Consider the following 21,749-nt stretch of genomic DNA (forward strand, 5'->3'; position numbering starts at 1 on the left):
CGTCTTGGCCGCCACCGCACCGACAGGAGAAGGCCGTTGCTCGTCTGAGGTCCTGAGACACCGCGCCCGCGACACGCCCCGCGCGCTGCGATCCGCACTGTGCTCCGCACTGCGATCCGCACCGCGACGTTGGCATCGCGCGGCCGCCCGTCCGCGACCTCGGCGTACGCACGGCGTACCCCGGCGCACCCGGCGTTCCCACGCGGTGTCTCCCAGCGCAGAGCCCCCTCGCCCACCCAGCGCACCCAGGAGACAACCACCCTTATGCCAAAGCCGCCCACACCCGCCACCGCTTCCTCCATCGCCTGCACCGGCCTCGGCTTCGCCTGGCCCGACGGCACCCCCGTCCTGGAGGACTTCCACCTCGCCGTCGGCCCCGGCCGCACCGGCCTCATCGGCCTCAACGGAGCAGGAAAATCAACCCTGTTGAAGCTGATCGCGGGCGAACTGACCCCGGCCGCGGGCCGCATCAGGGTGGCCGGCGACATCGGCTACCTCCCGCAGCACGCCCCGCTCGACACCCACCTCCGCGTCGACCAGGCACTCGGCATCGCCACCGCCCGCGCCGCCCTGCACGCCATCGAACGCGGCGACACCGGCGAGGAACACTTCACCGCCATCGGCGACGACTGGGACGTCGAGGAACGCGCCCGCGCCACCCTCGACCAGCTCGGCCTGCCGTCCCTCGACCTCGACCGCACCATCGGCGAGGTCTCCGGCGGCGAATCCGTCCTGCTCCGCCTCGCCGCGCTCCTGCTGCGCCGCCCCGACGTCCTGCTCTTGGACGAGCCCACCAACAACCTCGACCGCGCCGCCCGGCAGCGGCTGTACGACGCGGTCCGCGGCTGGTCCGGCGTGCTCCTCGTCGTCAGCCACGACCGCGAACTCCTCGAACTCGTCGACCGGATCGCCGACCTCCGCGGCGGGGAGGTCCACTGGTACGGCGGCAACTTCACCGCGTACGAACACGCCCTGGCCGCCGAGCAGGACGCGGCCGAGCGGATGCTGCGGGTCGCCGAGGCCGACGTCCAGCGCCAGAAACGCGAACTGGCCGACGCCCACGTCAAACTGGCCCGCCGGGTCCGCTACGGCAACAAGATGTACGCCAACAAACGCGAACCGAAGATCGTCATGAACGCGCGCAAGGGGGAAGCCCAGGTCGCCGCCGGCAAACACCGCATCATGCACACCGAACGCCTCAAGGAGGCCAGGGAACGCCTCGACGAGGCCGCCGAAGCCGTCCGGGACGACGACGAGATCCGTATCGACCTGCCCCACACGGCCGTACCGCCGGGCCGCACCGTCCTCACCCTGAACGACCTGACAGTCCGCTACGGCGGCCACGCCCACCTGGAGGTCCGCGGCCCCGAACGCATCGCGCTCACCGGCCGCAACGGCTCCGGCAAGACCACCCTGCTGCGCACCGTCACCGGCGAGATCCCACCCGCCTCCGGCACCGCGCAGACCCACGTCCCCTACCGCTTCCTTCCCCAGCGACTGGAGGTCCTCGACAACGACCTGACCATCGTCGAGAACGTCGCCCGCTTCGCCCCCGACGCCACCAACAACCGCATCCGCGCCCGGCTCGCCCGCTTCCTGTTCAAGGGCGCCCGCGCCGACCAGCAGGCCGGCACGCTCTCCGGCGGCGAACGCTTCCGCGCCTCCCTCGCCGCCCTGATGCTGGCCGAACCGGCCCCCCAGCTCCTGATGCTGGACGAGCCGACGAACAACCTCGACATGGCATCCGTCCGCAGCCTCGTGACGGCATTGGAGTCCTACGAGGGCGTGCTCATGGTCGTCAGCCACGACCTGCCGTTCCTGCGCGAACTCGGCATCACCCGCTGGACGGCCCTGGAGAACGGCGAACTCACCGGCATCGAACCGCTGTAACGGCAGCCCACCGGGGGCCCGGCTACCGCACCTCGACGAACCACTCCCGCCCGAGCAGCAGGCCGAAGACGGGGGCCGGAAGGCGCAGCAGCGCCCGCATGACGGGCGCGAGCCGGCCGGTCCCCGCCACCGGCGACCGGTGCGCGGCGAGCGCCGCCTGCTTCTGGCGGGCGAACCGCCGGACGTCGACGGTGTGCGTGATGGCCGCCCGCGGACTGAAGGCCGTACGGAGCACCTCATCGTCGTGCCGCATCGGGATCCGCAACAGACGCACCAGCCGCACCAGCCGGGTGACCACGTCCCGCGGCACCGTGGCCTCCAGCAGACGCGGGACCCCGGCGAGTTCGGCGGCCCGCCGACCGACCTGATGCACCTTCACATGATCCCGGTGGCCGTACCCGCCGTTGGGGTCATAGCTCAGCAGCAGGTCCGCGTCCTCCTCGCGCAGCACGGCCGCCAGCCGCTCCGCGGCCTCCTCGGTCCCGGCCCGTACGAACCGCGCCCGGTCCGGCGGGTCCGGATAGAGCACCGGGCCGTGCCCGCTGTCGGCGTAGCCCAGGTGCACCACCCGCGCCACGCCCAGCACCGCCGCACTCGCCCGCAGCTCCGCCATCCGCGGCGCCTCGTCCGCACCCTCCGGGACCGCGCCCATCAGCCCGTCGGCGGCGACCACGACCACCACCCGATGGCCTTCGGCGGCGGCACGGGCCAGGGTGCCGCCGGTCAGAAGCACTTCGTCATCGGGATGGGCGTGAAACGCCAGAAGGGTCGCCATGCACCCATCCTTCACCACCTGCCGACCGTACGGGCAACCCCCCTGACCCCTCAGGGCCCTTGAGTCACCGCAGGCGGCTCAGAAGTGCTCCAGCAGCTCCCCGAACGCCGCCAGCCGCAGCACCTTCTCATCGGCCGGATCCAGCTCGCTGTGCTCCAGCACCCAGGTGTTGTCGTTCGGGATGAAGACGGCGTTCAGCCCGGCCGACCGCGCGGGCAGGATGTCCGACTTGGGGGAGTTGCCGATCATCCACGTCGCGTCCGGCACCAGCGCATACGCCCGCACCAGCTCCTCATACGTGGCCACATCCTTCTCCGGCACGATGTGCACACCCTTGAAGTGATGCGTCAGCCCGGACGCCGCCACCTTCCGCTCCTGCTCCTCCTCGTCCCCCTTGGTCAGCAGCAGCAGTTCATGCCGCCGCCCCAGCTCCGCCAAGGTCTCGGCCACCCCGGTGATCAGCTCCACCTGGTGCCCGTCGAAGGCCGCGGCCCACCCGGAAATCCGCGCCGACTCCTCGGCCGTGGCCGCCCGCCCCCGCAGCCCCACCAGGCACTCCTCGAGGCTCCGCAGAAACACCTTGCTCCCGTACCCGTGCGTCCGCGCATTCGCCGCCTCGATCGCGTCGAGCCGGGCCCGTACACCGTCCTGGCCGGGCCCGGTCCGTACCCCGTCCCGGCCGGGCTCGGGCCGCACCGTCCACTCCAGGAACTCGTCGATGACCCGCTCGAAGATCACGTTGTTTTCCCACAACGTGTCATCCGCATCAAAGATCAGCACCACCCGTGGCTCCCCTTCCGCTCCGGCAACCCGGGCAGCGTAGGCACCCCGGCCCCCGCCGCGCACCGGAAATTCAGCGCGCAGCGGCCTCCCAGACCGACAGCCGCAGCCCGCTCTCGAACCGCCGCACCCGCCCGTCCACCGGATCCCTGAACTCCAGCCGCTTCGCAAGCAGCTGCAGCGGCGCGCTGAAATCCGCCGGATCCGGTTCCGGCTCGGGTTCCGGCTCGGGTTCCGGAACCGGCCGCACCGGATACAGCGGATCGTTCACGATCGGCACCCCTAGGCGATCCATGTGCACCCGCAGCTGATGCGTACGCCCGGTGGCCGGCAGCAGCCGGTACCGCCCCAGCCCGCCCCGCCGCTCCACCAGCTCGATCCGGCTCTCCGCATTGGCCTCGCCGGCCACCTCCCGGGCGGCCAGCACCCCCCGCTCCTTCACGATCCGGCTGCGCACCGTCACCGGCAGCGCCACGCTCTCGTCGAACGGCGCCACCGCCTCGTACTCCTTGCGCACCCGCCGCTCGGCGAACAGCCCCTGGTACGCACCCCGGTCCTCGGGCCGCACGACGAACAGCGCCAGCCCCGCCGTCAGCCGGTCCAGCCGGTGCGCGGGCTGCAGCGCGGGCAGCCCGAGATCGCGCCGCAGCCGGGCCAGCGCGGTCTCGGTGACATGCCGCCCGCGAGGCGTCGTGGCGAGGAAATGCGGCTTGTCCGCCACCACGATCCGCTCGTCCCGGTACACGATCCCCACCGCGAACGGCACCGCCACCTCCGGCACAAAATCCCGGTGAAACCACACATACCGACCGGCCGTATACGGCTCGCCCCCGCTCAGCACCCCCTCCACCCCGACAAACCGCCCCGCCCGCAGCATCGCCTCCACCCGCCCGGCCCCCACCGCCTCCCGGAACCGGCCGACAAGATGATCACCGACCGTCCCCCACACCCCCTCCGGATCGGCCGGCAGCCGCACCCGCACGGGATCGATGCCGTCACGCTGGGGGAGCGGGGCGGGCGGAATGGGGGATCGGCGTCTCACGGGGAAAGGGAACCTCAGCCCGGCGGCGTTCTCAAATCGCGCCCGGGACAGGGGGCCCGCCCACCACGGCGCTCCGCTGCCTCCGGCTTGTTCCTGACCGACTCCCGCTTGCGCTCCTCCAGGCCGTTGTCGCCGTCGAAGACCATGCGCACCCAGCCGGGAGAAGAGTGCACCGCACGGCAGACTCCCTCCCTCGCCTCCGGCATCGCCAAAACCGATCCCCTCCGCCCCGAGGCTGACACCCTCCCGCTGCGCTCACCCGACCAGGAAATTCCAGCCGGTCTCACCTTCATCAGCACGGCGGCGTCCGCGAAGAACGCATCCGCCAGTACGCCGACGAGCTTGCTCCCCGCCCGGCTCCTGATGCCGTTCGCCTTCACCCCGTACCGCCCGAGGACCTCGCACAACGCCGTGTCGTCGACCTGATCGACCGCGCGGCCGGATGACCCCGGCGAAGTCGCGGCTGATCCGCCGGACCTCATGACAGTGCCGCGGACCGACAAAGTCCGGGCTGTGTGTCGCGTACATGGAGGCCGCCAGGCGGTGTTCCAGGAGCCTGGTTCGGACGGGGCTGCTGCGCCCTCGCTGGCGAACCGTCAAATCGGTGAGAGATGTGAGGAGCGGCAGGCGGTTTTGGCCCCCGCCCGCGATGGCCGGTCGCCGGACCCGCTGCTGCGCGTCCGCCTGCCACCGGACTCCGAGGGCCCGACAATGCGACATGGACCCCGACAACGCGAAATGCCGACCGGGATCGCTCCCGGCCGGCATTCCGCTGGTGGTGTCCGAGGGGGGACTTGAACCCCCACGCCCGATAAAGGGCACTAGCACCTCAAGCTAGCGCGTCTGCCATTCCGCCACCCGGACTAGGTGTCTGCCGTTGCGGCCTGGGCCGTTCCGACGTGGAAAACAATAGCAAACCTTCGGGGGTGGTCGATCACCCGTACATGGCGCCGGGCGCGGGCCTGTGACCAGCGCATGTCGGGAGTATTGCGGCCTTGGGTGTGGGAGGCCGGAGAGGGAGGATGGCGATGGACCCCGCCGCGGCCGTGCTCCTCGGGGGAGCGCGACCAGGCCGTGAACCAAGAGGAGGCACTGTGAGTGAGCTTCGCGAGCGAACCATGGAGAGGTGCGAGCCCTGCGCAAGCGGGGCCGAGCGAAGCGGGGTGCCGGCATGAGCGAGTCGAAGCCGCAGCCGGCCCGTACGGTCACCGGCGAGGACGAGGTCGTCGACCTGTGCCGGGATCTGATCAGGATCGACACCAGCAATTACGGCGACCACTCGGGCCCGGGTGAGCGCGCCGCCGCCGAGTACGTCGCGGAGAAGCTCGCCGAGGTCGGCCTGGAGCCGCAGATCTTCGAGTCCCACAAGGGCCGCGCCTCGACCGTCGCCCGCATCGAGGGCGAGGACCGCTCGAGGCCCGCGCTGCTCATCCACGGGCATACGGATGTGGTGCCGGCCAATGCCGACGACTGGACCCATCACCCGTTCTCGGGGGAGATCGCGGACGGGTGCGTCTGGGGCCGTGGCGCGGTCGACATGAAGGACATGGACGCGATGACGCTGGCCGTCGTCCGTGACCGGCTGCGCACGGGGCGTAAACCGCCGCGGGACATCGTGCTGGCGTTCCTCGCGGACGAGGAGGCGGGCGGCACGTACGGCGCGCGGTTCCTCGTCGACAAACACCCGGAGCTGTTCGAGGGGGTCACGGAGGCGATCAGCGAGGTCGGCGGCTTCTCCTTCACCGTCAACGAGCAGGTACGGCTGTATCTGATCGAGACGGCCCAGAAGGGCATGCACTGGATGAAGCTGACCGTGGACGGCAACGCCGGGCACGGTTCGATGATCCACAAGGACAACGCCATCACCGAACTCTCCGAAGCCGTCGGGCGGTTGGGGCGGTACGAGTTCCCGGTGCGGGTGACCAAGACACTGCGGTCGTTCCTGGACCAGCTCGGGGACGCGCTGGGCACCGAGCTCGACCCGGAGAACATGGACGCCACACTGGCCAAGCTCGGCGGCATCGCGAAGCTGATCGGCGCTTCGCTGCGGAACACCGCCAATCCGACGCAGCTGGGTGCCGGGTACAAGGTCAACGTGATTCCCGGGCAGGCCACCGCGCATGTCGACGGACGCTTCCTGCCCGGCTACGAGGAGGAGTTCCTGGCCGACCTGGACCGGATCCTGGGTCCGCGGGTCAGGCGCGAGGACGTCCACGCGGACAAGGCCCTGGAGACGACCTTCGACGGGGCGCTGGTCGAGGCGATGCAGTCGGCACTCCAGGCAGAGGACCCGATCGCGCGGGCCGTGCCGTACATGCTGTCCGCTGGTACGGACGCCAAGTCCTTCGACGACCTCGGGATCCGGGGATTCGGATTTGCGCCGCTGAAGCTGCCGCCGGAGCTGGATTTCGCGGGGATGTTCCACGGTGTGGACGAGCGGGTGCCGGTGGACGGGCTGAAGTTCGGGGTGCGGGTGCTCGACCGCTTCATCGACCAGAGCTGAGAGGAGATATCGGGCGGCCCATTGATGCTGGATTCGGTGCGGATTTCCTGTCGTTCGTACCGGATTAGCTGAAAAGAGTGAATGCTGTGATGTGTTCGTAGCTTCAACGGCATGGGCCTCGTTGCAGTGTGTGCGGTCCGCGGCTGGGACCGCATTGCCTACAAGGAGGAACAATGATCAAGAAGGCCGTCGCAGCTGCGGCAATCACCGGTGGTTTCGTGCTTGCCGGTGCGGGACTGGCCGCCGCCGACTCGGGTGCTCAGGGCGCATCCGTGCACTCCCCCGGTGTCCTGTCCGGCAACACGGTCCAGGCGCCGGTCCACATCCCGGTGAACGTCTGCGGGAACACGCTCTCCGTGGTCGGACTGCTGAACCCGACCTTCGGCAACACCTGCATCAACAAGTGACGTTCTGACGCTCTTCGGCGTTCCGCCGTTCCTCGACGTTCTGACGTTCATTCGACGTTGCGCAAGAGCCCGCAGTAAGGGCCCGATCCAGTTCGGCTCCGGAATGCATGCAGTGCATTCCGGAGCCGCTGGGTATTTCTGCGCGGGCGGACCCGTCTCGTACGGGAGCCGGCCGCGCGCATTCCGGCAAAGCACAAGGCAGGGAAACAACCTATGAGACAGGTCGCAAGGAAAGGCCTGATCACGATGGCGGCCGCGGGTGGCGTACTCGCCGCCGTCAGCGGATACGCACACGCGGATTCTGGAGCCAAGGGAGCCGCGGCGCATTCGCCCGGCGTCGCCTCCGGCAACACCGTCCAGGCGCCGGTCGATGTACCGGTGAATGTGTGCGGGAACACCATCAATGTCGTCGGACTGCTCAATCCCGCGTCCGGCAACGACTGCACCAACGGGGGCGGCAAGCACGGGGGGAGCAAGCCCGGTGGCAGCCAGCCTGGTGGCGGCCACCATGGCGGGGGTCACCACCACGGCGGCTCCGGCGGGCACGGTGGCGCCGCCGCCACGGGCGGGACCGCGGACTCGCCCGGCATCGGCTCCGGCAACACCGTCCAGGTGCCGGTCCACGCTCCCGTGAACGTCTGCGGGAACACCGTCGACGTCGTCGGGCTGGTGAACCCCGCCACCGGCAACGACTGCGGCAACCAAGCGCGCCCGCAGTCGCCGTCGGGGCCGCACCAGCCGGGTCATCCGCACCAGCCGGGTCACCCGCATCAGCCGGGCCACCCGCACCAGCCGGGTCACCCCAGCCACCCGAAGCCCGAGCAGCCGCACGCCCCGGGCCATCCGCACGGCCCGGGGGGCTCGGAGGCGACGCCCCCGAAGCACCCCCACGGCCCGGACTCCACCGGTACCTCGGAGGGCCCGGGGATGCGGCCGCAGACCGAGACGCACGGGAAGTCGGCCATCGTCGCGACCCCGAACCCCGGCGGGCATCTCGCCCAGACCGGCACCGGAACGATCGGCTACGCCGTACCCGCCGGCGCCGGAATGCTCCTCGGTGGAGCGGTGCTCTACCGCCGCGCCCGCACTGCGCGCAGGTGATCAGCGCCAGGCAGCGCACCCCACACGCTATGTAGCCGGCCCGCACGCCATACAACGCGGATCACACGCCACATAGCGTGAACCACACAAAACGCGCAGAGCGCACGAAAAGGAGCGGGCCCTGTCATGGCAGGGCCCGCTCCACTGCGCCCGCCCCTTTGCCACAGACACAGCCAGACACCCCCACCCGGCCCCTCTGTCCCCCTGGCCCCCCGGGCCCCTCTGTTCTTCCCCCTGCTTCCCCCGTGCTTCCCCCTGGTGTTGCGCCGCTGCTCTCAGCTGCTCTCAGGCACGTCTGGCGCTCATCCCAGGGGCGTCTGGCATCTCAGAGGCGTCTGGCGCTCACCACGTGGCGCGGAGCTGTCGGATGATCCGGCGGCGCAGCCGCACTCTGCGGCTCCCGTCGGGATTGAGGCGAAGACGGTCCAACTCCCAGTGTCCGTACTCGGCATGGTCGGTCAGCAGGCGTGTGGCGGCCGACCGGGAGACCCCCCGGGGCACATACACATCGCAGAATTCGTATTCCGGCATCGCATCTATTGTGCGGGACCGGCCCTGGTACGGATAGCGTCTGCACTATGTCTGATGCTGCGCAGCCTTCCGCTGCCGAGGTACGTGCCGCCGCCGAGGCGGTCAAAGCCGCGCTGGACCGTCACCTCGACGCGGTCGAACGCCGCTCGGGGCCGGACGATCCGGCTGTCTACGCCGCGTTCGACGAGCTCGCCGCGGCGGCTGAGGTCTATGACGAGCTGCTCTACGACACCCACGACGAGGTCACCCCCTTCGAGATCCCCGGGAACGAGGCGCTGCCTGCCTATGCGGGCCCCGAGGAACCGAGCGCGGTCAGCGTGCTGATCCGGCGCGACTACACCGTCGCCACACCGCAGCGCCTGCTGCATCAGGCGCAGCGCATCGCCGATCTTGATCCGGACGCCGTCGACGAGGCGGCGGTGAACGGCTCGGGCGAGGCCGCGGGCGTCGTGGGCACCAGCGTGCATGCGGCGCTCGGGGTGCTCTTCGGGGAATTCGAACCGGACGAGATCGCCTCCCGGCACAAGGAGTTCGGCCTGGAGGAGGGCGACTCCACGCTGTGGGTGGCCGCCGCCGACGAGCCGACCGAGCCGGGGGAGTGGCTCTCCGCGCCGTTCGACCAGGCCGATCCCCAGCGGGTGGTGTGCCGCTTCGACGTCAGCTCGGTCTTTGACGAAGAGCTGGAGGGGGACGACGAGCTGGTGGAGCCGGTTGATCGGGAGCGTTGATTACCCGCTGACCCCACCAGCAATCTGATTGCTGAAATCTGATTGCTGGTGGGTCTTCGCCTGGGTCTCGCTGATGCGTCTCCGCCGTTGACTGCACGTCGTGGTGGAGTGGCGGACCTCCATTGCCCCTGGACGGCGTCATAACGTCCAGGGGCTGCCCCTTTTCCCGTCCGTCTCCTTTTCCCGCGCTGTTGCCCCCGGGGCTGGTCATCGCCCTGGAGGGGGTGGCTCCCCTGGGGGCGTTGCGTGATCGCCTTGGGGGTGGTTCGGCTGGGGCCGCGGCGGTGATTGGTGGGGCTCCTTGGCGGGTGGGGCTGTCGATTGGTGGTGGTGGCATCGGTGGCGAGGCGGTTTCTGTGGCTGTCGCGGGTGCCTTGGTGTCTGCCTTGCCTCCTTGCCTCCTTGCCTCCTTGTTCCGGCAACGAATGGTTGGAGTGAATAGTTCCCTCTGAGTAGTGACGTGGTTGCTTATCGTTACTTAGGGGGAATGGGGGTGGGCGGAGGTTTCGGATGCGGTGGGCTGGAGTTGGAGGAGGGTGCGCAGGCGGGTGGTGCGTTCCTTGGTGGGGATGGCGGTGACGGCGTGGGGGAGGGCCTGGTCGGCGCCTTGGACGACGGAGAGGTGGCGTTCGCCGCGGCTGAAGGCGGTGTAGACCCAGGACCGGGTCAGGCCGGCGGCTGCGTCGCCGGGGAGGACGACCACTGCGGCGGGCCAGCGTCGGCCGGCTGCCTGGTGGGCGGTGAGGGCCCAGCCGTGGCGTAGCGCGCCGGATTCGACCTGGTCGCGGGGTACGGCGACGGGGGTGCCCGCGCAGTCGAGGTGGAGGCCCGTGGTGTCGGCGCCGGTGACGGTGCCGGGCAGTGTGCGGCCGGGGGTGGGGGTGTAGGCGACGCGGTCGCCGGGGTCGAAGCCGCCGAAGCGGCCGGGGCCGGGGCTGAGGCGTTCCTTGAGGGCGGCGTTCAGGACGCGGGTGCCGGCCGCGCCGCCGTGGCCGACCGTGATGACCTGGATCTGGTCGGCGGGGATGCCGAACGCGCGGGGTACGGATTCGGCGATGAGCTGGACGGTGCGGTGTACCGCCTCGCCGGCGTCGCGCACCGGGACGATCACCACCTCCTTGCCGGGCGCCTCGACCTGGTTCAGTTCGCCGATGCCGATGCCCGACACCAGCTCGCCGATGGGGCCGAAGTCCGGGGTGCGGGAGGCGACCTGGTCGCAGAACCGGGCCGCGAGGAGGTCGGCGAAGAGGCGGCCGGGCCCGGTGGACCACAGGACGCCGGGGTCGCCGCTGAGGATCAGCCGGGTGCCGTCGGTCAGCGATTCGATGAGCATCGCGCCGGTTTCGAGGTCCAGTTGCGGGGCGTCCAGCACCACCAGGAGGTCCAGGGCGAGTGCGCCGTCGGGGTCCCGGCCGGGGCCCTCCTGGCCGGAGAGCAGGCCGGATACGGTCACCGCCGCGGCGGTCGGGTCCTCGGCTGCAGCTTCGGGTGCGGCCTCGGCCAGGTGCGCGGCCAGGCGGTCGCGGCCGTTCTCGGTGTGGGTGGCGCCGTAGGCCCGTAGTCCCAGGGAGCGGGCGGCGGCGATCAGCGCGGCGGGTTCGGCGCGGGCCGCCTCGGCGCCGGTGTGTGCCACGAGGCCGTTGAGCGCGGCGGCCTGGATCAGTTCGGCGGCGGATGCGGAGGGGGCGGCGGTTGCCACCCTTGCCCAGTCGGCGACGGTGGGGCGGGCGGATCCCGGGGCGGTTTCCTCGTGGCCTTCGTCGGAGGCCTTGTCGGGGGCCTTGTCAGGGGCTTGGACGGGGGCTTCGTTGTTCTCGTTCGGGCCCTCCTCGTCGTGGCCCTCGCCTTCGGCCGAGTCCCGCTCCGCGGCCGGGCCGCGAGTATCGGAGGGTACGTCGGCCGGCGGTTCGAAGGTGTTGAGCAGTCGCGCCAGGCCGTCGGCCACGCTCTCCTCGGCCATGGCGAAACGGTCCAGGCCGAGCAGGATCCGGACCGGGCGGTCGTCCTCCTCGTCGTCTTCGGCGGGTGCGGGGCGGGACTGGCCCGGGGTGTCCAGGGCGTCCTGGAAGACCAGGACCGCGCCCTCGGCGATGGCCGTCTGGAGGGCGGCGTCGGGGTCGGGCACGGACCGCTGGGCGAGCGCGGCGCGGAGTGCGGTCGCCTCCAGGGCGGAGTGGCCCGCCACGGCGGCCTGTTCCAGCAGCCACAGGACCAGGGCCTGGGCGCGCCGTTCGTCGTCCGGGCCGCAGTCGGACCCGAGCAGCGCCCGCGCGAAGCCGTCGGCCTGGTCGGGGCGTACGCCGGGCACGGTGAGCAATTGCCAGGGGTCGGCGCGCAGCGTCTCGGCGGCACTCTCGCCCAGCGCCTCCGCGGTCTTCTCGGCGAGCGCTGCGGGGGCGCCGCCTGCCGTGAGGATCTGTCGTACGCCTTCGATGCCGGGGGCCGCCGGCGCGGGAGGAGCGCTGCGGGGGGCGGGCGGCCGGGGGGCGGCCGGGGCTGCGGGCGGGGCGGCCGGGTGCGGTGTCGCCGCCTCCGGTGCCGGACGGGTGCGCTCCGCCGGGGCGCCCTCCGGCTTCCCGGCGGGTGGCCTGGCGGCGGCGGGCCTGGCCGCGCGCGGTGTCTCGGCGAAGAACGAGGCGGCCGAACGCTCGCCGCGCTCCACGGCCCGTACCGCCTCCGCGAGCTGCGCGGCCGTCGCCGCGGACGTCCCGGAGGCCCTGGGGGGCACGGCACTTGCGTCGGCGGGTGCGTCGTCGGTGCCCGCTGTCTTGGTGGTGTCCCCGGCCGGCCGGGCGTCCGGGGCGCCGGGCTCGCCCGCCGCCCCGGCGGGTGCCGCCTCGTCAGCCGGAACCGCCTCCCCGGCCGGATCGCCGGCGCCATCGGACCCGGTGGCGTCCTCCGCTGACCGGCCATCCGCAGTGCCGGACTCGCCGGTCCCCCCTGCCCGTCCCGCCTCCCCGGGCTGCGTCGCCGTCGCGGCCGGCCCGGACGGCTCGCCGTCCACCGCCCCCGCGTCGTCGGCGCCCGGGGCCTCCACGGTGTCCTCGCCCGCGTGTGCGTCCGGGGCGGGGACCGCGGCCGCGGCCTCCGGCTCGGGCGGGGTGTCGCCGGTGAGGGGGTCGGTGCTCACAGCGTGCTCCAGTCGTGATCGGGGTAGTGGTGCACCGGAGCCGATACATCGTCCAGCGCCCGGCGGATCTCGTCAGGAAGACTAAGGGTCTCCACTGACAATGCCGCTCTGAGCTGCTGCGCTGTGCGGGCGCCCACGATCGGGGCGGTGACGCCGGGACGGTCGCGGACCCAGGAGAGCGCCACCTGGAGAGGGGTGACGGCCAGTCCGTCGGCGGCGGTGCTGACCGCCTCGACGACGCGGCCCGCGGTCTCGTCCAGATAGGGCGCGACGAAGGGCGCGAGATGTTCCGAGGCGCCGCGGGAGTCGGCGGGTGTGGCGTTGCGGTATTTGCCGGTGAGGACGCCGCGGCCCAGTGGCGAGGACGGGAGCAGGCCGATGCCGAGGTCGAGGGCGGCGGGCAGGACCTCGCGCTCGATCCCGCGCTGGAGGAGGGAGTACTCCATCTGTGTGCTCGCCAGGCGGGTGCGTACGCCCGGCGCCGCCAGCTGCCAGGTGGCGGCCTTGGCGAGCTGCCAGCCGGAGAAGTTCGCCAGCCCCGCATAGCGCGCCCGGCCGCTGGTGACCGCCAGATCGAGGACCTGGAGGGTCTCCTCCAGCGGGGTGTGGGGGTCGAAGGCGTGCAGCTGCCACAGGTCGACGTAGGAGGTGCCCAGGCGTTCCAGTGAGGCGTCCAGGGCGGCGAGGAGATGGCGTCGGGAACCGTCCACCCGGCGTTCCGCCTCCAGGACGCTGCCCGCTTTGGTGGCGATCACCAGATCGTCGCGCGGAATGAGCCCGTCCGTCAGCCGGCCCAGGAGGTATTCGGCGCCGCCGTCGGCGTAGATGTCGGCGGTGTCGACGAGGGTGCCGCCGGCCTCCCAGAACGTCTTGAGCTGGTCGGCGGCTTCCTGCTCGTCGGTGTCGCGCGCCCAGTTGAGGGTGCCGAGTCCGAGGCGGGACACGCGAAGGCCCGTACGGCCGAGGTGCCTTTGCTCCATGGGGCCTGAGATTACGCGCCGCACGCCGGGATCAGGGGACCTGTGGACAACCGGACCGGCGGGGCCGGTGGACGGTCCGTCGGCGACGGCGGAGGAACCCGTCGGTGACGGCGGACGGCGCCGCGCGCTACAGTCCCCGGAACAGCGACGTTACTGACCGGTAAATTGCTCATCGGTAAGGGGAACGGCAATGAGGCTTGGCATCAACCTCGGCTACTGGGGCGCCGGGATGGACTCCGACAATCTCGCGGTGGCGCAGGAGGCCGATCGCCTCGGTTACTCGGTCTGCTGGGCCGCCGAGGCCTATGGATCCGACGCCGCCACGGTGCTCTCCTGGGTCGCCGCCCAGACCGAGCGGATCGACATCGGTTCGGCGATCTTCCAGATTCCGGCGCGTACGCCCGCGATGACCGCGATGACCGCCGCGACGCTGGACTCGCTCTCCGGGGGCCGCTTCCGGCTCGGCCTCGGTGTCTCGGGGCCGCAGGTCTCCGAGGGCTGGTACGGCGTCAAGTTCGACAAGCCGCTGGCCCGCACCCGTGAGTACGTCGAGATCGTCCGCAAGGCCATGTCCCGCGAGCGGCTGTCGTACGAGGGCGAGCACTGGACGCTGCCGCTGCCCGGCGGCCCCGGCAAGCCGATCAAGCTCACCGTGCACCCGCAGCGCGAGCACATCCCGCTCTACATCGCGGCGATCGGCCCGAAGAACCTGACGCAGACCGGTGAGATCGCCGACGGCGCGCTGCTGATCTTCCCGTCCGCCGACCACCTGGAGGAGACCGCCATCGCGCATCTGCGGGCCGGCCGGGAGAAGGCGGGCAGGACGCTGGAGGGCTTCGACATCTGCCCGACGCTGCCGCTGGCCGTGGGCGCCGACGGCGACGTGAGCGCGCTGGCCGATATGTTCCGCCCGTACACCGCCCTGTACGTCGGCGGTATGGGCAGCCGCAAGCAGAACTTCTACAACCAGCTCGCCCGGCGGATGGGCTACGAGAAGGAAGCCGCCGAGATCCAGGACAGGTACCTGTCCGGTGACAAGGAGGGCGCCGCCGCGGCCGTACCGGAGCGGCTGATCGACCAGACCACGCTGCTCGGCTCCGTCGACCGGATCGCCGAGCGGATGCAGGCGTACGCGGCGGCCGGGGTCACCACGCTGACGCTGGCTCCGGCGGGCTTCACGCTGGAGGAGCGGCTGGCGTCGCTGCGGGCGGGCACCGAGGCCCTGGAGCGGGCCGGACTGGCGTAAGGGGGGTGGCATACGAAAGCCCGGCGCCGAGGGGCGCCGGGCCGGTGCGGCTCTGCGGCCGTGGTGGGGGCTCGGGGGTCTTCCCCGCCACGGCCGTCACGCAGCACAACGCCCCGACGGCGCCCTGGTTACGCCCCGCCACCACCGGGGAGTCGTTCGAACGGGCGCATGGACCGGCACTGCGGTTGCCGCTCCCGGAAGGCCGCATTTGACTGGCTGAAGGCCGCATATGACTCGTTACGCTGTGGTCGTGCGGGAGGTGGCGCGGATGCTCTCGGCCAGAAGCCTGTTCCAGGAGATCGTCGACAACGACGATGCCTACCGGCTGTTCTGCTCCATCGCGGCCAGCGGGGAATCGCAGGGCGGCTGGGAGAACGGGCGGATCGCCGCGCTGCTGCCCGATTCGCAGCGGGAGCTGGCGCCCAAGGTCACCCGGCACGGCGCCGACGAGGACAAACACGGCCGGATCTTCCAGGCCCTGATGCGCAAGCGCGGCCTGACGCCCACCCACGTCCCCAAGGAGACCGACTACACCGGACTGCTGGAGCGGCGGGGCATCGGGCTGGCCCACGACAAGCTGCGCCGCGACGAGCCGCTCACCGAGCAGGACATCATCACCTACCTCGCGCACAGCCGGGTCACCGAGCAGCGCGCCTCCGACCAGATGGTGATGCTCAAGAGGTGCTTCGGCGACCACCCCGAAGTCGGCAGGGCGATCCGGATGATCTCCCAGGACGAGGACAACCACCTCGCCTACTGCCACGAGGAGCTGCTGCGGCTGGCCCGCGCCGGGCACGGCCGGACCATCCAGGGCGTCCTGCGCGACTGCGCGCTCGCCGAGGTCTCCGTCTACCGGGACGTCAGCCTGGCGGTGATGGACCACATGGGCCGTATCCTGCGCTGGCCCGCGGCCAAGTCCTGCCTGCTCGCCGCCGCGATCTGGGGGATGTACGGCTATGAGCGGGCGGTCGGCTGGCGGCGGATGGTCAGCCTGCGGATGCCCGAGCGGCGCAATGCGCTGGGCGGGCCGGCCACCTCGGCCCCGGAGTTCGCCTGAGCCGCGGCCCGCGCCGTCCGTCCGCCCCTGTCCGGCCGGCCGTCCTCACAGCCACCCGCGCCGCTTGAACAGCCGGTACAGCGACACCTCGATGACGGCCATCAGCAGCAGGATCGCGTAGTAGCCGTAATGCCACTTCAGCTCGGGCATCAGGTCGAAGTTCATGCCGTAGACCCCGGCGATCAGGGTGGGGACGGCCGCCAGCGCCGCCCACGCCGAGATCTTGCGCATGTCGTCGTTCTGGCGTACGCCCATCTGGGCCAGATGGGCCGCGAGAATGTCCGAGAGCAGCCGGTCCAGGCCCTCCACCGACTCGTTGGCGCGGGTGAGGTGGTCGTCCACATCGCGGAAGAACGGCCGGGCGTGGTCGTGCACGAACGGCACCCCCGGGTTCTGCAGCCGGGCCATCGGCTCCGCCAGCGGGCCGGTGGCGCGCCGGAACTCCATCACCTCGCGCTTGAAGGTGTAGATCCGGGCCGCGGTGTTCTTGGTGTCGCCGCGGACCGGGGCGAACACCTCGGCCTCCAACTCCTCGAGATCCTGCTGGAGTTCGGCGGCGACCTCGATGTAGTGGTCGACCACCGCGTCGCTGACCGCGTAGAGCACCGCCGTCGGGCCGTGCCGCAGGATGTTCGGCTGCTGCTCCAGCCGTTTGCGCACCGCGCCCAGCGGGCTGGCCTCGCCGTGCCGGACGGTCACCACGAACGAGTCGCCGACGAACAGCATCAGCTCCGACGCGGTCACGGTGTCCGCGCCGACGTCGTAGGTGATCGGCTTGAGGACGACGAGGAGCGAGTCGTCGTAGACCTCCAGCTTGGGCCGCTGGTGGGCGTGGAGGGCGTCCTCGACGGCGAGCGGGTGCAGCGCGAATTCGGAGGTGACCATGTCGAACTCGTCCTGGGTCGGCTCGTACATCCCCAGCCACAGGAAGGAGTGGCCCTCGGCCCGCGCCTCCTCCAGGGCGTGGGAGAAGTCGGCCGCGCAGTCGATGCGGCGGCCCTCCCGGTAGATGGCGCAGTCCACGATCACATCTGGCATTCTCGCCCGTCATCCGGCGGCCTGCCAGGAATGACCACCGGGAGCGTCCCGGCGCCGGGCGCCCTGCCGCTCATGGCCGCCGGGAACGTAGGGTGGCGGTCATGCCCACGCTGATCCTGGTGCGGCACGGCCGCTCCACCGCCAATACCTCCGGAGTGCTCGCCGGACGGCTGCCCGGTGTCGCCCTCGACGAGCGGGGCGCCGCCCAGGCCGCGGCGCTGCCCGCCCGGCTGGCGGGGATTCCGCTGGCCGCCGCCGTCTCCAGCCCGCTGCAGCGCTGCCAGGAGACCCTGCGCCCGCTGCTGGCCGCCCGCCCCGGCCTGCCGCTGCACACCGAGGACCGGATCAGCGAATGCGACTACGGGGACTGGGCGGGCCGCAAACTGGCCGAGCTGAACGACGAGCCCCTGATGGAGGCCGTCCAGCAGCACCCCTCGGCGGCCGGATTCCCCGGCGGCGAGTCCCTGCGCGCCATGCAGGCCCGCGCGGTCGATGCCGTACGGGACTGGAACGCCCGCATCGAGGAGCGGCACGGCGCCGAGGCCGCGTATCTGATGTGCTCGCACGGCGACATCATCAAAGCGCTGGTCGCGGACGCCCTGGGCATGCATCTCGACCTCTTCCAGCGGATCTCGGTCGAGCCCTGCTCGGTCACGGTGATCCGTTACACCCGGCTGCGGCCCTTCCTCGTACGGCTCGGCGACACCGGTGACTTCACCTCCCTGGTGCCCCCGGAGGAAGGCGCCGGGACCGCCGCGGAGCGGGACGCGGCGCTGGGCGGCGGTGCCGGAGCGCCGTGATCGTCCGGCTTCGGGAGCACCGTGATCAGTCGGCGCAGTAGGGTGGTGCGACGGCGCTGCTCTGTCGTACCCCTGTGCACCGCGCAGCGACCGCAGTGCCCCCGAAGTCGAGCAATCGGAGCAGGACGTTGTCCCGTCAGGTGTTCTTCTACGACGCGCCGGACCGCTTCGTGGCCGGTACGGTCGGGCTGCCCGGACGCCGCAGCTTCTATCTCCAGGCGACGGCGGCCGGCCGCACCACCAGCGTCGCCCTGGAGAAGACCCAGGTCGCGGCCCTCGCCGAGCGGATCGACGAGCTGCTCGACGAGGTGGTCCGGCGCAGCGGCGGCAATGCCCCGGTGCCGGCGGTCTCGCCCGCCGAGATGAGCGACACCGCACCGCTGGAATCGCCCGTCGAGGAGGAATTCCGGGTCGGCACCATGGCCCTCGCCTGGGACGGCGAGGACCAGCGCATGATCATCGAGGCGCAGGCGCTGGTCGAGCTGGAGGCCGACAGCGATGAGGACCTCGCCGACGCCGAGGAACGCCTTCTCCAGGACGACGAGAACGGCCCGCCGATGCTGCGGGTGCGCCTGACCGGCACGATGGCCAGGGCGTTCGCCAAGCGGGCCCTGGAGGTCGTCAACGCGGGCCGCCCGCCGTGCCCGCTGTGCAGCCTGCCGCTCGACCCGGAGGGACACGTATGCCCGCGCCAGAACGGATACCGACGGGACGCCTGAGCGCCATGGAGCCCGCCGCAGAACCGGCCGTGCCCGCGCCCGCCGACCCGCCGCGGACCGCACGGGAGCCCGCCGCGGGGCCCGGCGACGCCCTTCTCGCCGACGGTGAGCTGACCGTCCGCGGCCAAATCCGCGAGGCGTCCAACGCCGTGCTCTACTGCACCGTCGAGCGCGACGGCCGCACCGTCTCCGCCGTCTACAAGCCGGTCGCCGGCGAACGCCCGCTGTGGGACTTCCCCGACGGCACGCTCGCCCAGCGCGAGGTCGCCGCCTACGAGATCTCCCGGGCCACCGGCTGGGACCTGATCCCCGCGACGGTGCTGCGGGACGGCCCGTACGGCACCGGCATGGTCCAGGAGTGGATCGAGCCGCCCGAGGACGACGGCGGCGAGGTGCCCGAACTGCTCGCCCTGGTGGAGGACGAGGAGCCGGGGCCGGGCTGGAAGGCCGTCGGGTACGCGGACATCGGCGGGGGCCGCACCGCGCTGCTGGTGCACGCCGACCATCCCTGGCTGCGGCGGCTCGCCGTACTCGACGCGGTGATCAACAACGGGGACCGCAAGGGCGGGCATCTGCTGCCCGGCGCCGGCGGCCGGCTCTTCGCCATCGACCACGGCGTCACCTTCAACGCCGAGGACAAGCTGCGCACCCTGCTGTGGGGCTGGGCGGGGGAGCCGCTGACCGACGAGGCGCTGGAGGTGCTGCGCGGCCTCCGGGAGGCGCTGGCCGACGGTGCGCCGCTCGCCGCCCGACTGGCGGAACTGATCACGGACGACGAGATCGCGGCGCTGCGGGAGCGGGTGGCGCAGCTGCTGCGCACCGGCAAGCACCCCGAGCCCGGTGGCGAGTGGCCCGCCATTCCCTGGCCGCCGGTCTGACCCGGCCCGGTACGGCCCGGCCGGGCGCCGTACGCGCGAAATGCCGGTAAGCATGCTTCGCCGCGGAACACAAGACCATGATTTCGGCCAAGACCGCTGGTCCGGTTCGTATGCGGAACATGCGTCCGGTTACGCTCAAGGCATGCATGCATGGCCTGCTTCTGAGGTCCCCGCCCTGCCTGGCCAGGGCCGCGACCTGCGGATCCACGACACCGCGACCGGCGGACGGGTGACCCTCGACCCCGGTCCCGTCGCCCGTATCTACGTCTGCGGCATCACGCCCTACGACGCCACCCACATGGGGCACGCGGCGACCTACAACGCGTTCGACCTGGTTCAGCGCGTGTGGCTCGACACGAAGCGCCAGGTTCACTACGTGCAGAACGTCACCGACGTGGACGATCCGCTGCTGGCGCGGGCCGTGGCCACGGGTGACGACTGGACGGCGCTCGCCGAGCGCGAGACCGCTTTGTTCCGTGAGGACATGACAGCGCTGCGGATGCTGCCGCCCCGCCACTACATAGGCGCCGTCGAGGCGATACCCGGCATCGTGCCGCTGGTGGAGCGGCTGCGTGACGCCGGTGCCGCCTACGAGCTGGACGGCGACATCTACTTCTCGGTCGCCTCCGACGCGCACTTCGGCGAGGTCTCCGGACTGGACGCCGAGGCGATGCGGCTGCTGTCCGCGGAGCGCGGCGGCGACCCGGAGCGCGAGGGCAAGAAGAACCCCCTCGACCCGATGCTGTGGATGGCCGCCCGCGACGGCGAGCCGAGCTGGGACGGCGCCTCGCTGGGCCGCGGCCGGCCCGGCTGGCACATCGAGTGCGTCGCCATCGCCCTGGAGCACCTCGGCATGGGCTTCGACGTCCAGGGCGGCGGCTCCGACCTCGCCTTCCCGCACCACGAGATGGGCGCCTCGCACGCCCAGGCCCTCACCGGCGAGCACCCGTTCGCCAAGGCGTACGTCCACGCGGGGATGGTGGCCCTGAACGGCGAGAAGATGTCCAAGTCCAAGGGCAATCTCGTCTTTGTGTCGAAGGTGCGGCGCGACGGGACGGACCCGGCGGCCATCCGGCTGGCGCTGCTGGCGCACCACTACCGCGCCGACTGGGAGTGGACCGACGCGGTGCTCGACGAGGCCGTGGAGCGGCTGGGGCGCTGGCGTGCCGCCGTTTCCCGCCCTGACGGCCCGTCTGCCGACGCCCTCCTGGAGGAGATCCGTACGGCGCTCGCCGATGACCTGGACTCGCCGGCGGCGCTGGCCGCGGTGGACTCCTGGGCCGCGGCCCAGGAGTCCGACGGGGGCACCGACGAGGGCGCGCCGGGGCTGGTCTCCCGTGCGGTCGACGCGCTCCTCGGCGTGGCCCTGTAACTTTCCGTTCCTCCTTCGGGGCGCCTCTACCGCTGGTGGGGGCGCCCCGCCTTGTTGCTGCGCCCGGCCGTGGCCTCCTCTGCGCGTGCCGGCTCAGGCGAGGAGGGTGTCGGCGGTGGGGACGACGAGGCCGAACACATCGGTGACGGTGGTCAGGGCCGCGGCCTGGAGGGCGGCGGCGGGCAGGACGGTGCCGTCCGGGGCGGTGAGGGAGCGGGTGGCGGTGGCCTCGGCGACGACGGTGGGCCGGTAGCCGCGGTGGAAGGCGCCCTCGGCGGTGAAGGAGATGCACATGTGCGTCATGAATCCGGCCAGCACGAGGTCCTTGCCGCCGTCCGGTCCGAAGCCCAGGCCGCCGAGGGTCTTCTCCAGCCCGGTGGCGTGGAAGGCGTTGGGGAACTGCTTGACCACGACCGGTTCGCCGTCGGCCGGTGCGACCTCGTCGCTGATCGAGCCGATGTGGGCGCGGATGTCGTAGGGGGTGTTCTCGCCGCCGTCGTGGATCACGTGGACGACGGGGGTGCCCGCGGCGCGGGCACGCTCCAGCAGGCGTGCGGCCGCGGTGAGGGCCTCCTCGGCGCCCTCCAGGGACATGACGCCGGTGCGGTAGGTGTTCTGGAAGTCGATCATGATCAGGGCGGACTCGCTCAGCCGGGGCGGCCGGTTGTCCAGTCCGCTCACGTCGCGCAGGGTCGTGGACGCGGGGTTCGTGCTCATCAGAAGCCTTTCCTCAGGGAAATCGGACATGGCGAAGCCCTCCGCCTCGCTGCAT

Annotated in this window: 20 protein-coding genes and 1 tRNA gene; 12 read left to right on the forward strand and 9 right to left on the reverse strand. The window is 71.7% G+C overall.

The genetic code is table 11. The features are described 5' to 3' along the window. The first annotated feature begins 264 nt into the window (after positions 1-264). The gene (locus tag ADL29_RS24280) at positions 265-1,890 is read left to right on the forward strand and encodes an ABC-F family ATP-binding cassette domain-containing protein (protein WP_053925713.1); all 1,626 of its coding nucleotides are present in this window, start codon (positions 265-267) and stop codon (positions 1,888-1,890) included. Between the two features lie 22 nt (positions 1,891-1,912). Here ADL29_RS24280 and ADL29_RS24285 read toward each other — a convergent pair whose 3' ends face one another. From ADL29_RS24285 to ADL29_RS24295, 3 genes are all read right to left on the reverse strand, one after another. After that, positions 1,913-2,665: a PIG-L deacetylase family protein gene (locus tag ADL29_RS24285; protein WP_046928851.1), complete on the reverse strand. Its 753-nt coding sequence runs from the start codon at positions 2,663-2,665 to the stop codon at positions 1,913-1,915. A gap of 78 nt (positions 2,666-2,743) precedes the next feature. Then, positions 2,744-3,445 (reverse strand): HAD family hydrolase, encoded by a 702-nt coding sequence (locus ADL29_RS24290; protein WP_053925788.1) that lies wholly within the window; start codon positions 3,443-3,445, stop codon positions 2,744-2,746. 73 nt (positions 3,446-3,518) lie between these two features. Then, on the reverse strand, positions 3,519-4,487 hold the full coding sequence (locus ADL29_RS24295; protein WP_053925714.1) for a pseudouridine synthase: 969 nt from the start codon (positions 4,485-4,487) through the stop codon (positions 3,519-3,521). A gap of 144 nt (positions 4,488-4,631) precedes the next feature. Between ADL29_RS24295 and ADL29_RS24300 the strand changes: the two genes are divergently transcribed. After that, positions 4,632-4,913: a hypothetical protein gene (locus ADL29_RS24300; protein ID WP_053925715.1), complete on the forward strand. Its 282-nt coding sequence runs from the start codon at positions 4,632-4,634 to the stop codon at positions 4,911-4,913. Between the two features lie 350 nt (positions 4,914-5,263). Here ADL29_RS24300 and ADL29_RS24305 read toward each other — a convergent pair. Then, positions 5,264-5,351 (reverse strand) — tRNA-Leu (locus tag ADL29_RS24305). 307 nt (positions 5,352-5,658) lie between these two features. Between ADL29_RS24305 and ADL29_RS24310 the strand changes: the two genes are divergently transcribed. The 3 genes from ADL29_RS24310 to ADL29_RS24320 all read left to right on the forward strand — a co-directional run bounded on the left by ADL29_RS24310 (position 5,659) and on the right by ADL29_RS24320 (position 8,498). Further along, the gene (locus ADL29_RS24310; RefSeq protein ID WP_053925716.1) at positions 5,659-6,990 is read left to right on the forward strand and encodes a M20/M25/M40 family metallo-hydrolase; all 1,332 of its coding nucleotides are present in this window, start codon (positions 5,659-5,661) and stop codon (positions 6,988-6,990) included. 173 nt (positions 6,991-7,163) lie between these two features. Next, positions 7,164-7,397, forward strand: a complete 234-nt coding sequence (locus ADL29_RS24315; protein ID WP_053925717.1) for a chaplin — start codon at positions 7,164-7,166, stop codon at positions 7,395-7,397. A gap of 213 nt (positions 7,398-7,610) precedes the next feature. Further along, a complete protein-coding gene (locus ADL29_RS24320) occupies positions 7,611-8,498 on the forward strand; it encodes a chaplin family protein (protein ID WP_053925718.1) in 888 nt (295 codons plus the stop codon). 342 nt (positions 8,499-8,840) lie between these two features. Here ADL29_RS24320 and ADL29_RS24325 read toward each other — a convergent pair whose 3' ends face one another. Continuing rightward, entirely contained in the window at positions 8,841-9,029 is a 189-nt protein-coding gene (locus ADL29_RS24325) for a DUF5703 family protein (RefSeq protein ID WP_046928855.1), read from the reverse strand. A gap of 47 nt (positions 9,030-9,076) precedes the next feature. Here ADL29_RS24325 and ADL29_RS24330 point away from each other — a divergent pair, with 47 nt between their 5' ends. Next, positions 9,077-9,757, forward strand: a complete 681-nt coding sequence (locus ADL29_RS24330) for a hypothetical protein (RefSeq protein WP_053925719.1) — start codon at positions 9,077-9,079, stop codon at positions 9,755-9,757. A 478-nt stretch (positions 9,758-10,235) separates the two neighbouring features. On the opposite strand, the gene ADL29_RS24335 is transcribed toward ADL29_RS24330, so the two are convergent. Next, a complete protein-coding gene (locus ADL29_RS24335) occupies positions 10,236-12,887 on the reverse strand; it encodes a helix-hairpin-helix domain-containing protein (RefSeq protein WP_053925720.1) in 2,652 nt (883 codons plus the stop codon). Next, complete coding sequence (locus ADL29_RS24340; protein WP_053925721.1) at positions 12,884-13,867, reverse strand: aldo/keto reductase; 984 nt, start codon at positions 13,865-13,867, stop codon at positions 12,884-12,886. Before ADL29_RS24340 ends, ADL29_RS24335 begins: the two co-directional genes overlap by 4 nt. A 190-nt stretch (positions 13,868-14,057) precedes the next feature. On the opposite strand from ADL29_RS24340, the gene ADL29_RS24345 reads away from it, so the two are divergent. Both ADL29_RS24345 and ADL29_RS24350 read left to right on the forward strand, forming a co-directional pair. Continuing rightward, positions 14,058-15,113: an LLM class F420-dependent oxidoreductase gene (locus ADL29_RS24345; RefSeq protein ID WP_053925722.1), complete on the forward strand. Its 1,056-nt coding sequence runs from the start codon at positions 14,058-14,060 to the stop codon at positions 15,111-15,113. A 268-nt stretch (positions 15,114-15,381) separates the two neighbouring features. After that, positions 15,382-16,170: a hypothetical protein gene (locus tag ADL29_RS24350; protein ID WP_053925789.1), complete on the forward strand. Its 789-nt coding sequence runs from the start codon at positions 15,382-15,384 to the stop codon at positions 16,168-16,170. Positions 16,171-16,215: 45 nt separating this feature from the next. Here the strand turns inward: ADL29_RS24350 and corA are convergent, their stop codons facing one another. Continuing rightward, positions 16,216-17,208: a magnesium/cobalt transporter CorA gene (gene corA / locus ADL29_RS24355; protein WP_053925723.1), complete on the reverse strand. Its 993-nt coding sequence runs from the start codon at positions 17,206-17,208 to the stop codon at positions 16,216-16,218. 101 nt (positions 17,209-17,309) lie between these two features. Between corA and ADL29_RS24360 the strand changes: the two genes are divergently transcribed. The 4 genes from ADL29_RS24360 to mshC all read left to right on the forward strand — a co-directional run bounded on the left by ADL29_RS24360 (position 17,310) and on the right by mshC (position 20,977). Then, the gene (locus tag ADL29_RS24360) at positions 17,310-18,008 is read left to right on the forward strand and encodes a histidine phosphatase family protein (protein ID WP_053925790.1); all 699 of its coding nucleotides are present in this window, start codon (positions 17,310-17,312) and stop codon (positions 18,006-18,008) included. 128 nt (positions 18,009-18,136) lie between these two features. Continuing rightward, positions 18,137-18,727: a DUF3090 domain-containing protein gene (locus ADL29_RS24365; RefSeq protein ID WP_078971250.1), complete on the forward strand. Its 591-nt coding sequence runs from the start codon at positions 18,137-18,139 to the stop codon at positions 18,725-18,727. Then, positions 18,691-19,605, forward strand: coding sequence for an SCO1664 family protein (locus ADL29_RS24370; protein WP_425424270.1), 915 nt, complete (start codon positions 18,691-18,693; stop codon positions 19,603-19,605). Before ADL29_RS24365 ends, ADL29_RS24370 begins: the two co-directional genes overlap by 37 nt. A 142-nt stretch (positions 19,606-19,747) precedes the next feature. After that, the gene (gene mshC, locus ADL29_RS24375; RefSeq protein WP_053925725.1) at positions 19,748-20,977 is read left to right on the forward strand and encodes a cysteine--1-D-myo-inosityl 2-amino-2-deoxy-alpha-D-glucopyranoside ligase; all 1,230 of its coding nucleotides are present in this window, start codon (positions 19,748-19,750) and stop codon (positions 20,975-20,977) included. 93 nt (positions 20,978-21,070) lie between these two features. Here the strand turns inward: mshC and ADL29_RS24380 are convergent, their stop codons facing one another. Continuing rightward, the gene (locus ADL29_RS24380; protein ID WP_053925726.1) at positions 21,071-21,694 is read right to left on the reverse strand and encodes a cysteine hydrolase family protein; all 624 of its coding nucleotides are present in this window, start codon (positions 21,692-21,694) and stop codon (positions 21,071-21,073) included. Positions 21,695-21,749: the final 55 nt, after the last annotated feature.

It is taken from the genome of Streptomyces chattanoogensis (assembly GCF_001294335.1).
Lineage (GTDB): Bacteria > Actinomycetota > Actinomycetes > Streptomycetales > Streptomycetaceae > Streptomyces > Streptomyces chattanoogensis.

Excerpts from the sequence above, each read along its gene's own strand:
- mshC (WP_053925725.1), top strand. The coding sequence starts at position 19,748 with ATGCATGCATGGCCTGCTTCTGAGGTCCCCGCCCTGCCTGGCCAGGGC.
- ADL29_RS24340 (WP_053925721.1), bottom strand. The coding sequence starts at position 13,867 with ATGGAGCAAAGGCACCTCGGCCGTACGGGCCTTCGCGTGTCCCGCCTC.
- ADL29_RS24380 (WP_053925726.1), bottom strand. The coding sequence starts at position 21,694 with ATGAGCACGAACCCCGCGTCCACGACCCTGCGCGACGTGAGCGGACTG.
- ADL29_RS24315 (WP_053925717.1), top strand. The coding sequence starts at position 7,164 with ATGATCAAGAAGGCCGTCGCAGCTGCGGCAATCACCGGTGGTTTCGTG.
- ADL29_RS24280 (WP_053925713.1), top strand. The coding sequence starts at position 265 with ATGCCAAAGCCGCCCACACCCGCCACCGCTTCCTCCATCGCCTGCACC.
- ADL29_RS24325 (WP_046928855.1), bottom strand. The coding sequence starts at position 9,029 with ATGCCGGAATACGAATTCTGCGATGTGTATGTGCCCCGGGGGGTCTCC.
- corA (WP_053925723.1), bottom strand. The coding sequence starts at position 17,208 with ATGCCAGATGTGATCGTGGACTGCGCCATCTACCGGGAGGGCCGCCGC.
- ADL29_RS24345 (WP_053925722.1), top strand. The coding sequence starts at position 14,058 with ATGAGGCTTGGCATCAACCTCGGCTACTGGGGCGCCGGGATGGACTCC.
- ADL29_RS24360 (WP_053925790.1), top strand. The coding sequence starts at position 17,310 with ATGCCCACGCTGATCCTGGTGCGGCACGGCCGCTCCACCGCCAATACC.
- ADL29_RS24350 (WP_053925789.1), top strand. The coding sequence starts at position 15,382 with ATGCTCTCGGCCAGAAGCCTGTTCCAGGAGATCGTCGACAACGACGAT.
- ADL29_RS24310 (WP_053925716.1), top strand. The coding sequence starts at position 5,659 with ATGAGCGAGTCGAAGCCGCAGCCGGCCCGTACGGTCACCGGCGAGGAC.
- ADL29_RS24330 (WP_053925719.1), top strand. The coding sequence starts at position 9,077 with ATGTCTGATGCTGCGCAGCCTTCCGCTGCCGAGGTACGTGCCGCCGCC.
- ADL29_RS24370 (WP_425424270.1), top strand. The coding sequence starts at position 18,691 with ATGCCCGCGCCAGAACGGATACCGACGGGACGCCTGAGCGCCATGGAG.
- ADL29_RS24285 (WP_046928851.1), bottom strand. The coding sequence starts at position 2,665 with ATGGCGACCCTTCTGGCGTTTCACGCCCATCCCGATGACGAAGTGCTT.
- ADL29_RS24300 (WP_053925715.1), top strand. The coding sequence starts at position 4,632 with ATGCGCACCCAGCCGGGAGAAGAGTGCACCGCACGGCAGACTCCCTCC.
- ADL29_RS24320 (WP_053925718.1), top strand. The coding sequence starts at position 7,611 with ATGAGACAGGTCGCAAGGAAAGGCCTGATCACGATGGCGGCCGCGGGT.